Annotated in this window: 13 protein-coding genes; 9 read left to right on the top strand and 4 right to left on the bottom strand. The window is 68.9% G+C overall.

The annotated features are described in order from the left end of the window. Position 1: 1 nt before the first annotated feature. Complete coding sequence (locus CNQ36_RS06485) at positions 2 to 844, top strand: TrmH family RNA methyltransferase (protein ID WP_121545277.1); 843 nt, start codon at positions 2 to 4, stop codon at positions 842 to 844. A 10-nt stretch (positions 845 to 854) separates the two neighbouring features. Here CNQ36_RS06485 and CNQ36_RS06480 read toward each other — a convergent pair whose 3' ends face one another. After that, a complete protein-coding gene (locus CNQ36_RS06480; RefSeq protein ID WP_004933729.1) occupies positions 855 to 1,823 on the bottom strand; it encodes an AraC-like ligand-binding domain-containing protein in 969 nt (322 codons plus the stop codon). 1,017 nt (positions 1,824 to 2,840) lie between these two features. Here CNQ36_RS06480 and hrmB point away from each other — a divergent pair. The 3 genes from hrmB to CNQ36_RS06465 are packed head-to-tail and all read left to right on the top strand — an operon-like array spanning position 2,841 to position 5,447. Beyond that, complete coding sequence (hrmB, locus tag CNQ36_RS06475) at positions 2,841 to 3,434, top strand: hormaomycin biosynthesis transcriptional activator HrmB (protein WP_167499294.1); 594 nt, start codon at positions 2,841 to 2,843, stop codon at positions 3,432 to 3,434. 37 nt (positions 3,435 to 3,471) lie between these two features. Further along, positions 3,472 to 4,548 carry an SAM-dependent methyltransferase gene (locus CNQ36_RS06470; RefSeq protein ID WP_228312926.1) on the top strand — a complete coding sequence of 359 codons (1,077 nt, stop codon included), beginning with the start codon at positions 3,472 to 3,474 and terminating at the stop codon, positions 4,546 to 4,548. Positions 4,549 to 4,550: 2 nt separating this feature from the next. After that, positions 4,551 to 5,447 (top strand): LLM class flavin-dependent oxidoreductase, encoded by an 897-nt coding sequence (locus CNQ36_RS06465; RefSeq protein WP_228312925.1) that lies wholly within the window; start codon positions 4,551 to 4,553, stop codon positions 5,445 to 5,447. Between the two features lie 73 nt (positions 5,448 to 5,520). Here CNQ36_RS06465 and CNQ36_RS06460 read toward each other — a convergent pair whose 3' ends face one another. The 3 genes from CNQ36_RS06460 to CNQ36_RS06450 all read right to left on the bottom strand — a co-directional run bounded on the left by CNQ36_RS06460 (position 5,521) and on the right by CNQ36_RS06450 (position 8,805). After that, on the bottom strand, positions 5,521 to 6,501 hold the full coding sequence (locus CNQ36_RS06460) for an L-tyrosine 3-hydroxylase (protein ID WP_121545274.1): 981 nt from the start codon (positions 6,499 to 6,501) through the stop codon (positions 5,521 to 5,523). Further along, complete coding sequence (locus CNQ36_RS06455) at positions 6,485 to 6,925, bottom strand: VOC family protein (RefSeq protein ID WP_040907652.1); 441 nt, start codon at positions 6,923 to 6,925, stop codon at positions 6,485 to 6,487. Before CNQ36_RS06455 ends, CNQ36_RS06460 begins: the two co-directional genes overlap by 17 nt. 158 nt (positions 6,926 to 7,083) lie before the next feature. Then, positions 7,084 to 8,805, bottom strand: coding sequence for a gamma-glutamyltransferase family protein (locus CNQ36_RS06450; RefSeq protein WP_228312924.1), 1,722 nt, complete (start codon positions 8,803 to 8,805; stop codon positions 7,084 to 7,086). A 325-nt stretch (positions 8,806 to 9,130) separates the two neighbouring features. Here CNQ36_RS06450 and CNQ36_RS06445 point away from each other — a divergent pair, with 325 nt between their 5' ends. Genes CNQ36_RS06445 through CNQ36_RS06425 form a run of 5 tightly spaced genes read left to right on the top strand, consistent with a single transcriptional unit; the run spans position 9,131 to position 13,214 of the window. Further along, complete coding sequence (locus tag CNQ36_RS06445) at positions 9,131 to 9,553, top strand: RidA family protein (RefSeq protein WP_004933744.1); 423 nt, start codon at positions 9,131 to 9,133, stop codon at positions 9,551 to 9,553. 47 nt (positions 9,554 to 9,600) lie between these two features. Further along, a complete protein-coding gene (locus CNQ36_RS06440) occupies positions 9,601 to 10,650 on the top strand; it encodes an iron-containing redox enzyme family protein (RefSeq protein ID WP_121545272.1) in 1,050 nt (349 codons plus the stop codon). A gap of 12 nt (positions 10,651 to 10,662) precedes the next feature. Continuing rightward, a complete protein-coding gene (locus CNQ36_RS06435) occupies positions 10,663 to 11,346 on the top strand; it encodes a 2OG-Fe dioxygenase family protein (protein ID WP_121545271.1) in 684 nt (227 codons plus the stop codon). 12 nt (positions 11,347 to 11,358) lie between these two features. Beyond that, positions 11,359 to 12,942 carry an amino acid adenylation domain-containing protein gene (locus CNQ36_RS06430; RefSeq protein WP_121545270.1) on the top strand — a complete coding sequence of 528 codons (1,584 nt, stop codon included), beginning with the start codon at positions 11,359 to 11,361 and terminating at the stop codon, positions 12,940 to 12,942. Further along, entirely contained in the window at positions 12,939 to 13,214 is a 276-nt protein-coding gene (locus CNQ36_RS06425) for an acyl carrier protein (protein ID WP_040907656.1), read from the top strand. Before CNQ36_RS06430 ends, CNQ36_RS06425 begins: the two co-directional genes overlap by 4 nt. Positions 13,215 to 13,246: the final 32 nt, after the last annotated feature.

Raw genomic sequence — 13,246 nt, 5'->3', positions numbered from 1 at the left:
CATGGCCGGGCTGATCACCGTCGAGGACCCCGACGACCCGCGTCTGCACGACTACACCGGCCTCACCGACGTCGAACTGCGCCGCCGCCGCGAGCCCGCCGAGGGCCTGTTCATCGCCGAGGGCGAGAAGGTCATCAGGCGCGCCGGAGAGGCCGGCTACGCCATGCGGTCGATGCTGCTGACGCCGAAGTGGGCCGACGTCATGCGGGACGTCATCGACCGCGCCGAAGCCCCGGTGTACGTCGTCGAGCCCGCGCTCGCCGAAAAGGTCACCGGCTACCACGTGCACCGCGGCGCCCTCGCCTCCATGCAGCGCACACCGCTGCCCACGGCGGCCGACGTGCTGCGCGGCGTCGGCACGATGCCCTCCTCGGCTCCGCGAGAGACCGCGGTCCGGCGCGTCGCCGTCTTCGAGGACCTGGTCGACCACGCCAATCTGGGGGCCGCCTTCCGCAACGCGGCCGCCCTGGGCGTCGACGCCGTCCTCCTCACACCACGCTGCGCCGACCCCCTCTACCGCCGGGCCGTGAAGGTGTCGATGGGCGCCGTCTTCCACGTCCCCTGGACCCGGCTGACCTCCTGGCCGCAGGATGCCGGGATCTTCCGCGAGCACGGCTTCGTGACGGCTGCCCTGTGCCTCGACGAGAATTCGATCACGCTGGAAGAGCTGGCTGCCCGCTGGTACGAGAAGCTGGTGCTCATGCTCGGCACCGAAGGCGACGGTCTGTCGGCCGACGCCCTGCGCTCGGCCGACGAGTGGGTCCGGATCCCGATGTCCGGAGGAGTGGACTCCCTCAACGTCGCCGCGGCCTCCGCCGTGGCCTTCTACGCTACGAGGCCCTGAAGGGAAACGGTCAGGCCGACGGGGTAGGGCGATTCTGGTCGCGCCAGGCTCGGGGTGACATCCCGTAGGTCTGCTTGAACGCCTTGCTGAAGTGGGTCGCGTTCACGAAGCCCCAACTCTGCCCGATCGCCGCGATGGTCCGCACCCGCCCGTTCGATTCGGCCAGCTCCCGTCTGCACTCTGCCAGGCGGTGTGTACGGATCCAGTCGCCGAGGCTGATGCCGGAGCGGGACAGCACGGCGTAGAGATGACGCACGGAGATGCCGTGTGCGGCGGCGATCCGTGCCGCCGACAGATCGGGTGCGGCCAGATGCTCCCGGATGTACTGGGTGATCCGCAGTCCGAGTGTCTCGTCCAGCGGTGCTTTCGCCCGGCCGGAGTCGTCGGGCTGGGACGCCACGACGGCACGAAGCAGTTCGATGCTGGGTTCGACGACGGCATGCGCGTGCACCCCGTCGTGCAGTCCGTCGCTCATGGCCAGTTGGGTGAAGTAGGTGAAGGCGAGGCGCGCCAGGGGGTTGCCGGGGCCGAGTGGTACCGCGGCGATGTTCCGTAACGACCGTTCGGGCAGTGCGAGTGCCGTGCGGGGGAGACGCATGAAGTGATGGTCGACTCCCTCGTCGAAGACGAGCGTGTAGGGCGACGTCGATTCGTAGACGGCGAAGTCACCGGGCCTCAGCAGGCACTCACGGCCGTTCTGCACCACCAGGCTGGTGCCCGTCATCTGAAAGCCGAGGAAGACGGCCGGCTCCTCGTCCTGCCGGGCTCTCCGATCCGTGCGGCGGACGGTGACCGCGGTCGCCTGCGCCGAGAGGATCCTGAGAGGCCCTGCCGCGCCCAGCCTTACGCGCGCGGAGATTTCCCCCGCCGGGGGGCGATGGTCGATCTCGACCGCCACCATGGATTCCCACACCGCGTTCCGGATTACTTCTTCGCGGTCCTGCGGCGGTATGAAGGCGGTGTCCAGGGCCCGGTTCATGAGGCAGGGTTTCGCAGGTCCCGGCCATAACGTCTACCTGACAAGTTCTCGGCCCGTTCCGTCACAACTCCCCCTCGAACGCCGGGTGCAACATCAGCTTGGCAGTCGTCTCTCCCACTGTGCAATGGCGTCGCAGGGGGACACGCAAGGGTCCTTGTCTGCTGTGGGGCACCGCGAGGCCATGCACGACTGGCAAAGATTCCAGCACGTACGACAAACTCTGAAGCTCGCGATCACCCTAGGGTCCGTTAGGAGATTCCGTCGCAGGGACTGCATGAACGTGAACAAGGCTCGTGATGACCCGGGGCGGCCTGCATCATGAGGGGAGCAGAGATGTGATGAAGTCCCGGCGCTTGGACGTTCGATGTTTCGCCACCCGAGAGAGCACCTCGAGGTGGGCAAGCAGAAGAATCGGGGGACGTTGTGAGAATGGCTTCTCGAGGAAAGTCCTGCCCTCGGAATGCGGGCGGCGTCGGAGACGCCGGTACGGTCCGGGACGAGAAGACTTCGCCTCCCGCTGATGTGGGCGCGCCCGACTCAAGAAGGACTCTGAGAGCCTCCGGAAGTCGTTGGCTGCTTCGGACGGGATGAAGCGTCGATGATTCGCTTCCCCCTCCACCGGCCGGGTTGACGTCGGGGACGGACGTGCACGCCGTACCCGAGAGGTCCGTGTCTCGTCCTGCGGCGCCGACTCCGGGCCCGCCGTGTCGGCGACACGCTGTCACCGGGTTGCCGAGGGATGGCTGTGCGGCGATGGCGGCCGGCCCTTCCTTCTTCGCGCCGCAGGTCGCAACGGAGGTCTCGTCACTGCCGGGAAGCCGGGAAGCCGGGAAGCCGGGCGGAACGGGGCAGCGGGCGGTAGGGCGGCCCGGCGGGCGTGCGCCGAGACGAGTCGGGGCGCATCGGCTTCACCGCACTGTACGAGACGAGAACCCGCCACCGGCAGCGATGCGGCAGGGTGGCACAGATCGGAAGCATCGGGACGAGAAGGGGCACTTCGCCTTGGAAATGGCTGTGATGCACAACGCGATGACGGCGGGAGATGGTGCCCGAGTGCTCTCGGGCGGTGGCGGCCCGGAAGCTCTCGGCGAGGTGGAAAGGACATCGCTGAGACTCCCGAGGGACATGACGATCGCCGCGTGGCAGCGACTCGGGGAGCGTATCGCCGGCCTCTCGGACTCGTCGGCGTGGTGGATCGGTGACTGGCTGGTCTTCGGTCAGGAGCGGTTTCCGGATCGCTACAAGCGGGCCATGGCGGAGACCACGCTCGACTACCAGACGCTACGCAACTACGCATGGGTGGCTCGCAGGTTCGTGCCCGACCGGCGCTGCGCGGACCTGACGTTCCAGCACCATATGGAGGTTGCGGCGCTGACCGAGGAGGAGCAGGACCACTGGCTCGACTTCGCGTCCAGGCTGAGCTGGTCCCGCAACGAACTGCGCAAGCAGGTCCGGGCGAGCCGCGAAAGTGCTGATGAGCCGGACGAGTCCGAGGTGCGGCTGAGCGTGCGCATCGCCCAGGACCGTCTGGACCGCTGGGAGGCGGCGGCCCGCAAGAGCAGCACCACCCTGACGGAATGGATGGGCGCAGTTCTCGACAGAGCGGTTTGACTTGCTGACGTCAACCATCGGAAGAGGTTGTAACGCTGTGGCGGACTACGAGAGTGCGGGTTACATGGGATCCGGTGTCGAAATGCTCGAACTGCACGACAGGAAGGGCGTGGTGACCTGGGAGGAATTCCAGCTGTCGGGAATGCCCGAGATCATCGGCTCCATCCACCTGGGTCAGGTTCTTCTGGCCGTGTCCGAATGCGGGATCCTGGACAGGATACGAACCGGCCGCAACAGTGTGAAAGCGGGATTGCTCGAGGGGCTGAACTCGCGGATCGCTGAGAACCTGCTGCGCTATCTCGAGGTGCGGGGAGTGCTCTCGCAGTGGGAGGAAGAGTACCGCTTGACCCGGAAGGGAGAACTGCTTACCGGGGAAATACCCATGGCGCGCCTCGGGTTCTATCTGGAAGCTTACGGTCCGGTTACTGGGAAGGTCGGCGAGCTGCTGACCGGGCGGGCCACTTACGGCGTGGAGGTGAAACGTGCCGGTGGCCCTCTGAGCAAGCACTGCGCGACGGTCTTCGCGCGGTATTACACACCGATCGTCCTGGAGGCGATGCGCGGCCGGGGCGCCACACGTGCCCTGGACCTCGGCTGTGGCGGCGGCCAGCTGCTGGTGGACGCGTGTCTGAACGATCCCGGCTTCAGCGGTGTGGGCATCGACCTGGCCCCCGAGGCGGTGGCGGCCGCCCAGGAACTGGCTCGCCGCAACGGCGTCGCCGACCGGCTCAGCTTCTTCGTCGCGGACGCTTTCGCCCCGCACACCTGGCCCGACGCCTGCCACGAGGCCGAGACCCTGTTCGCGATCGGCATGCTCCACGAGCACTTCCGCGACGGTGAGCAGGCGGTCGTCGACGTCCTGAACACCTATGCCGACGTATCCGGCCGGAAGATGCTCCTCGTCGGCGAGCCGGAACCGCGATACGACGACCGGGAGAACGACTCCGACTTCTTCCTGGTACATGTCCTGACCGACCAGGGCATCCCGCAGGACCGTCACAGCTGGTTGCGGGTGTTCGAGCAGACCCGGCTGGAGTGCCGGCGCATCCTCACCCCGGCCGTGGCGGGACCGCGCATGTGCTTCTACGACCTCGCACCGGCCGCGGAGGACTGAGCGTGCGCGTCGGAGTGGTGATCCTGCCGGAACGGCGGTGGCGGCACAGCGGTGAACTCTGGCGCAGGGCGGAAGACCTCGGATTCGACTCGGCCTGGATGTACGACCACCTGTGGTGGCGCAGCCTGGGCGCCGGGGAATGGTTCGCCACCGTGCCGGTGCTGACCGCTGCGGCCTGTGCGACCAGCCGAATCCGTATCGGCACGCTGGTCACCTCGCCGAACTTCCGCCACCCGGTCGTCACCGCGAGTGAGGCGATGACGGTCGACGACATCTCGGGTGGCCGGTTCACCCTGGGAATTGGGGCCGGGTCCCCTGGGGCGGGGGACTCCGGTGTCGTCGACGACACCGTCCTCACCCCGGGCGAACGCGCCGACCGGTTCGCCGAATTCGTGGAGTTGACGGACCGTCTGCTGCGGGAGCCCGTGACGTCGTACGAGGGACGGTTCTACCGGACCAGTGAGGCACGGGTGATCGCCTCGTGCGTACAGCGGCCGCGGGTTCCCTTCGCGCTCGCCGCGACCGGGCCCCGGGGCCTCGCGCTCGTCGCCCGTTACGGGCAGGGCTGGGTCACCCTCGGTCCGCCGGCGTTCCCGGAAGGTGTCACGCCCGCGTCATGCCTGGCGGCGGTGCGGGACCAGACCGACCGGCTGCGCGCGGCGTGCGAGGCCGTGGACCGCGACCCCGACGAGATCGACCGGATCTTCGTCGCCACGCCGGCGGCCGGAGACCCGCTTGCCTCCCCCGAGAGCTTCGAGGAGATGGCGGTGGACTACGCCAAGGCGGGCATCACGCATCTGGTGATCCACTGGCCAAGGGCGGAAGGGGTGTACGCCGGCGACCCGGCGATGCTGGAGCGAGTCGCCGGCGAGGTGCTGCCGAGGGTGCGCGCACTCTGATCCGGACCGGGCGAACCGACGCCGGAGGCCGCGGCCGGGCACTGCCCGGCCGCGGCCTCCGCCCGCTCCCCGGCTATTCGGAGCCCGGGGCACGCGTGCCGGACAGCACTGCCGGGCAACCACGCGAGGCGCGTACCGCCTGCCGCAGGATCGTGGGCACCGACCATTCGATGTCGACGACTGCGGGGTCCCGTAGCCGGGCGGCCGTCATCGGCTCCTCACCGTCGACCGCCGGGCGCAGCGTGTTGTTGCTGATATCGGCGCAGATCGCCTTCAGCCGCCACTCGAGTTGCGCCACCACGGACTCGTAGGTGGCGTGGGGGTCCCGCAGGGTGAGGAAGTACAGGTCGTAGAGGGTCACCAGGGTGTTCCGGGACTCCAGACGTGGTCCCCCCTGTGCCACGCTCGTCTGGAAGAGCGACGCCCCGGACGGGACGAGCGTCTCGGCGACGCCCTCGTGCACCAGGGTGTTGAGCTCGATCTCGCGGCGCAGTCCGGCTGCGCACTCGTCCTTGAGCAGCGGCTCCCGGCCGGAGTACAGCGACCGCACCCACCCGTAGTCCGAGGCCCAGCTTCCGCTCATGGCCGGATGGTGACGGACCATGCTCGGCCTGATCACCCGGTGGTAGAGACCCGCCGAGCAGGAACTCGTGTAGAGCAGCAGTGCGGAGTAGCCCCTCACGAAGGACAGTGCCCGCTCCACGGCGGCCGGGCGCTGCTTCCCGGAAGCCTCGGACGCCTGCGCGAGGGCGGCGGCGGTGAGCTGCCACAGGGCGAAGCTGGCCTGGTGGCCGGTGATCCACCGGAACCAGAAGAGCCGCTCGGCGTGGTCCGGGTCGGAGAGGTCGAGTGCGTCGGTGTACGCCGCGTCCTCGGCCGCTGTGTCCAGCCGGGACTCCGCCCATGGTCCGTCGGCCGGGCGGGCCGGAAATGGCAGAGGGCGCGGGGGGAGGACGAGTGGTTCGAGCCCGTACGCGCGTGCTCCCGGTTCGGCCGCCGGTCCCGTGGACCGCGGCTCACCCGCGCGGGCCGGCCCTTCACCCCGCCGACTCATCGCCACCGCCGGGCTGGTAGGTGAATTCGAACTCCACGCCGTTGACGTCGTGGGCGTAGAAGCTGCAGGTGCCGTCCGGGTCGATCACGATCTCGGTGGCCGGTTCCGCTCGCGCGAAGCGGTACCGGCCGGAGGAGTACAGGTGCGACCAGCGGTCGTGCCAGTCCTTCAGCGCCTCGTGCGAGGGCACTGCCAGGCAGACGTGCTGGAACTGCGCCGTGTCGGCCGGTGGCGGGGCGGAGTGCTCCGGTCCCCGGGTGAACAGGTGGAAGCGCAGGTCCCCTACGGTCAGTTCGGCGAGTCGCGTGATGCCGGGCAGCCGTCGGCGGGTGAGTTCCGAGAAGGTGTCCAGAGTCCAGGCCGTCCTGGCGTCGAAGAAGTCCTCGTACCAGGAGATGCTGGCGTCGAGGTCCGCGGTCTGCACGGCGAGGTGGTGCCATGCCGGAGGGACCGGTCCGCGGGGCCGGCCGGCCGGCCCGGGCGCCGCCGCTGTGGCCGGGCCCACGCCGGTGTCTGGGCTCACGAGGTTCTCGGGCATGACGTATGACCCCCATAGGGAAACTGGGCGAGAGAATGATCGGTTCAGCGGCCGACCGCGTAGGCGAGCGAGCCACGGGGGCTGGCCGCGGCCCGCAGGAAGCGGTGCTCCGGATCCACGCCGACCGCGCAGACCTTGCCCAGCGAGAACGCCGGGGCGAGTTCGACCTCGTGACCGCGGCGCCGCAGCGCGTCGACGGTCGAGGGATCGCAGTTCTCCTCGACGACGAGCACCCCCGGCCGGGACTCGTGCGGCGTGAAGGACGAGGGAAAGTGGTCGGTGTGGAAGGCGAGTGTCCCGACGGCCGATTGCAGGTCCAGGCCGAACTCGGTCACGGCCAGGTGGAAGCCGAGCGTCCACTGGTCCTGCCGGTCGCCGCCGGGTGTCCCGAACGCCAGGTACGGCTCACCGTCGCGCAGCACCAGGGTCGGGCTCAGCGTGGTCCGGGGACGCCGGCCGGGTGCCAGCGAGTTGGGATGTCCCTCGGCGAGGGACATGGTCTGGCCGCGGGTGCCCAGCGAGAAGCCGAGGCCGGGAACCACCGGGGAGCTCTTCAGCCAGCCGCCGCTCGGCACCGCGACGACGAGGTTGCCGTGCCGGTCGGCGACAGCGATGGTGCAGGTGTCGCCACGCGCGGCGGTGGCCTGCACGATGGTCGGCAGGCCACTGTGCATCTGCGCCATCCACTCGCTGTCGGCGGGCGGAAGTTCGTCCGGCTGCTGCACCGGGATCCACGGCTGCCGGCCGTCCGGTGACCCGGGCCGCAGGTCCATCGCCGCCTCGCTCCCGACCAGCTCGCGGCGGGCCGCCGTGTAGGCCGGGCTGAGCAGCGTGTCCAGCGGCACGTCACTGTGCGCGGGATCGCCGTACCAGGCCTCCCGGTCGGCGAAGGCCAGCTTGGCGCACTCGGCGACCGTGTGGATGTACTCGGCGCTCCCCAGTCCCATGGCGCGCAGGTCGAAGCCGTCGAGGAGGGCGAGTTGCTGCAGGAACACGGGACCCTGTGACCAGGGGCCCGGCTTGTGGACCGCGAGGTTCCCGTAGGTCAGGAGGGCGGGGGCGTCGATGGTGGCCCGCCAGGTGGCCATGTCCTGTCCGGTCAGCAGCCCGTGGTGCTTGCGTCCGGTGGCGTCGAGGACCGGGGCGCCCGAGGTGAAGGCGTCGACGGCCTCCGCCACGAAGCCCTGGTAGAAGGCATTCTCGGCCGCGGCGATCTGCGCCTCCCGGTCGGAGGAGGCCGTCTCGGCCTCCCGCAGCAGGCGCTGGTATGTGCCGGCCAGTGCGGAGTTGCGGAAGCGGGCACCGGCGCGCGGCGCTTCCCCACCCTGGAGATAGGTACGTCCCGATTCGGCCCATTCGGTGCGAAACAGTGGGGCAAGGACCTGGATGGCCCGTGCCGTGTCGGGAAGCAGTGGGAAGCCGTCGGTGGCGTATCCGATGGCGGCGTCGAGGACATCGCGCAGCGGAAGGCTGCCATACTCCCCGAGGAGCCGCATCCACGCGCTCATGGCGCCGGGAACCACGGCGGGCAGCAGTCCGGAACCGGGTATCTGACGCAGGCCCAGTGCGTGGAAGTGGCCCGGAGTGGCGGTCCGCGGCATCGGGCCCTGCCCGCACACGGCCGTGGTGCGCCTGTCGGCCGCCTTGTAGGCGAGGACGGACACATCTCCGCCCAGGCCGTTGTAATGCGGTTCGACGACCTGGAGGACAAATCCGGCGGCGGTGACTGCGTCGAAGGCGTTGCCGCCCTTTTCCAGTATCGCCATCGCGGTACCGGAGGCCAGCCAGTGCGTCGACGAAACGGCGCCCACTGTGCCATTCAGTTCCGGCCTTCCAGCGTTCACTCAGCTTCACCATCCAGAATTGTCCGGGATGCGCGGGGCGGCCGTTCAAGAGGCCGCGGCTGCTCAAGTATGCATGGACGGGGCGCACTTGCCCGGATCTCGTGAAACGTGAATCCGAGGCGGTCCCGTTCGGTGCCCGGCCTGTCCCGCCGGCGGGACAGGCCGACGGCCGCCGCCCGACTGTCCCGCACGTGGAGCCGTTTTTCTGTGGCGGTTGAACGTAGTATCGCCATGCGCTGCGACGCCAATGTCACTTGTTGGGGAGGACAGGGTGACCACTTCTTCGGGACGGAAGCTCGTATCGGGCGGCAGTCGGTTCGAGTCAGTCTTCGGATATTCCAGAGCCGTCCGCGTCGGGCCGTTCGTGTCCGTCGCGGGAAGTACCGCGATGACCGCGAACGGGCCGGTCGGCGGAGACGACGTCCTCGCTCAGACGCGGGAGGCGCTGCGCCGGATCGAAGCGGCACTCGAGGACGCCGGCGCCTCCCTCCAGGACGTGATGCGGACCCGTGTTTTCGTCACCGACATCCGCGAATGGGAGAAGGTGGGGCAGGTACACAGCGAATACTTCGGTCACATCCGTCCCGCCTCGACGATCGTCGAAGTCTCCGCACTCGTCGATCCGTCGCTACTCGTCGAGATCGAAGCCGACGCGCTGGTGAACGAGTGATACCGGATCCGTTGCAGGAAAAACCTCCTGAGAATCTTGGACGCGTGATGATTCCTGAGTCATTCAAGATCGACCGCTCTGTCGTCGAGGAATTCCTGGCACTGGATCCGGACGCCTGGGAGCGGCTCAACGCCGACTACACCGCCCGCCGGAGGATCGGCGAGGCGTGCCGGGCGCTGACCCGCCACGCCTTCGTGGAGGAGGACCCGTCGGCGCTCGAGGAGCTGCACGACGTACTGGCCCTCATCTACCAGCAGGACTTCTCCGGTGCGCCGGTGGAGCTGCTGGGCTGCGAGACCCAGCCGGTGCTGCGCGACATCGCGGCGATCCTGGAAGGCGCCGTCCTCGCCGCGGAACTGGACTCCATATCCGAGGAGCAGATCTCCGCGTACCCGCGGAGCGGCAAGGAGTACGTGCACTGGCTCAAGCGCATCATCGGTGAACACCCGGCCGCCGCCCACCCCTTCTACCGGGACTTCGTTCCGACCAGGGCCACCGAGGGTGATTTCCGCTTCTACCTCGCGCAGGAGACCAATCTCGACCCCAAGTTCGACGACATCCTGGCATTCATGCAGATCGGTGCCGCTCCCGACGAGAAGATGGAGATCGCCGGGAACTACTGGGACGAGATGGGCAATGGAAAGCCGGCCGAAGTCCACACCGCCATGTTCGCCCATGCTCTGGATGCCCTGGATGTGAACGGCGACTACATTCGCCGCAATCTCCTCCCGGAAGCCAAGGCATCAGGCAACCTCGCTTCCTGCCTGGCAATCTCCCGCCGCCACTACTACAAGTCCGTCGGATTCTTCGGGGTCACCGAGTATCTGGTGCCGCGGCGCTTCAAGCTGGTCGTCGACCGCTGGGCGGACATCGGACTTCCGCGCGAGGGCATCGCCTACCACGACGCACACATCAGCATTGACGCGGTGCACGCCTCCGGTTGGTTCAAGAACGTGATCGCCCCGGCGGTCGACCGGGACCCCCGCGTCGGCCGTGAGATCGCCGTCGGTGCGCTGATTCGACTGAATTCGTCGCAGCGTTACCTCGACTCTCTGCTGATGCACCTGCACCACGACTCCGCCGCACACACGTCCTGAGGAGGTACGCGCATGCCGCTCAACGACCGTGGTTACTCCATCATCGATCTCCCGGAAGTCACTCCGGAGGTCCGCGAAAGTTTCGGCGACCTCAAGTTCGACGAATACATGGGTGACAACCGGTACCGCCGCTTCGCCCAGTTCCGTATGCACTGGTCGGAAGAGTCCTGGGAACTGGAGAGGCTGGAGCACCGGCCTTACGTGACGTTCTCCAAGTTCAACCCCGTGGCCGGCGGAATCCGGCGTCACTACGAGCCGATCCTCGCGGACTTCTCCCCGCACATCCGCGCCGGCGCCGAGGGCGTACCGCTGGACACCGCCCGTGACTGGCAGGTCAACGTCCACCAGTTCCGCATCATCGCCAAGCGGCAGGAGACCTCCGGTGTGATCGTTCCGGAGGGCCCGCACTCCGACGGCCGTGACTTCGTGCTGATCGCCGTGTTCTCCCGGCACCAGATCACCGGCGCGGAAATGACCCTCATGCCGCACGGCGGCGAGGGAGAGCCCTTCTTCCGCGCCACCGTTCCGGCAGGCCAGGGCGCGCTCCTCGCGGACCGGGAGATGTACCACAACGTCACGGAGATCGAGCCGGTCGGCGACTACGGCCACCGGGACACGCTGATCGTCACCTGGGTGCCCTGGGAGGACAAGTGGCACGGCGACGACTTCGAGCAGCGTGCCCTGGCCGAGGGCTGAGGAGCGGCGGTCATGAGCAACACCCCCGGAACCGGGGGCGGCGGCACCGGCCGGCTGGACGGACTGCTGGCCGACGCCGCCCGTCGCCACCCGGTGCGCACCGCGGTGGTGGACGGTGACACCCTCCTCGGCTACGCGCAGCTCGACGCGCTGGTGACCGAGACCGCCGACGCCCTGCGGCAGCACGGCGTGACGGACGGTACCCGGGTGGGTGTCCGTCTCCACCGCGGCCACCAGGCCATCGTGGCGATCTACGGCGCACTGCGCGCCGGAGCCGTGGTGGCACCGCTCGACGCCGGGGAACCCCCGGCCCGCACCGCACGTGTCCTGCGCAGCGGCGGACTGACCCATCTGCTGGCCGCACCCGACACGCTCACCGGTGCGCGGGAGTCCGTGCCGGACGGGTGGTGGCCCGCGGAACTTCCCCACGGCCTGGTCTGCCTGTCGCCCTCCACGGCGGCCCCGGAACAGCAGTCCCGCACCGCACCGGCGTCGGGCGGATACGTGCTCTTCACCTCGGGCAGCACCGGCTGGCCCAAGGGTGTCCTGCTCAGCCACGAGAACGTGCTGCACTTCGCCCGCTGGGCCGCGGACGAGTTCGCCCTCGGCCCCGACGACCGCATCGGCGCCCAGGCCGCGTTCACCTTCGACCTCAGCACCTTCGACATCTTCAGCACGGCCGCGGCGGCCGCGTCCGTCCACCTGCTGCCCACAGCGGTACGGGCCTTTCCGCGCAGCGTCGTCGGCTGGCTCGACAGCGAACGGATCACGGCGCTGTACGCCGTGCCGACGCTGTATCAGATGCTGCTGCACCGGGGGAACCTCGCCGCCTCACCCCCGGGAGCGCTGCGCATCGCCGCGTACGCGGGTGAGCCGTTCCCCCCGGCCGTACTGGAGGAGTACCTCACGGTCCTGCCGCACACCTCCTTCTACAACCTGTACGGTCCGACGGAGACCAACGTCTGCACCTATGAACGCGTCCCGTCCGGCTGGCGGGCGTCGGACCCGTCGACGATCGGTGCCGCCATCGACGGCGTGACGGTCGATCTCTTCGACGAACACGGCCGGCGCACCGACTCCGAGGGCGAGATCTGCGTCGCCGGGCCCGTCGTCATGAGCGGCTACCTCATGGACGGCCGTGTCCACGACCCCACCACCGAGCTGCGCTTCGCGGACGGGCCGCGCCGTGCCTACCGGACCGGCGACCTGGCCCGGCGCACGCCCGACGGCAAGCTCCGTCTGCTGGGCCGACGCGACCTGCAGATCAAGCGCGCCGGTCACCGCATCGACCTGCTCGACATCGAGAGCACCCTCGCGGAGCTGCCCGGTGTCGAGTCCTCCTGCGTCGTCGCCCGCACCGACCCGGAAGACGCCGCCGCACAGACCGGGTCCGTCGACGCCGTCAGGCTGATCGCCCATGTGACCGGCAGCGCCGGCCTGGACGCGGACACGCTCGTCGCCGCCCTCTCGGAGCGGCTGCCCCGCTTCATGCTCCCCGACGAGGTCGTCGTGGCCGACAGCCTCCCGACGACCCGGCACGGAAAAGTCGACCGCAAGAGACTCCTCGTCACCGCCCACCCCGAGGTAACCGAATGAACTCCGTAGAAGACCTCTGCTCGCTCATCACCCGCGCGGTGACGCCGACCAGTTCCCGCCGCGCCGGACGCGCGCCGTCGGTGCCGATCGAACCCGACACCCGCCTCCTCGACCTCGGCATCCTCGACTCCCTCGCCGTTCTCAGCGTCGTCTCCGAGATCGAGCAGACCCTCGACCTCGAGTTCCCCGAGACGGAGATCGTGGCCACCAACTTCCGCACCCCGGAGAACCTTTGGAAGTTCGTGTCCACCCTGAGGACACAGGTTTCCTGACGACGGAAGACGGAACGGACGAACGGGAAGAC

It is taken from the genome of Streptomyces fungicidicus, assembly GCF_003665435.1.
In the GTDB taxonomy this organism is placed as follows: Bacteria; Actinomycetota; Actinomycetes; order Streptomycetales; family Streptomycetaceae; genus Streptomyces; species Streptomyces fungicidicus.
This window is presented reverse-complemented; position numbering and strand designations above follow the sequence as displayed.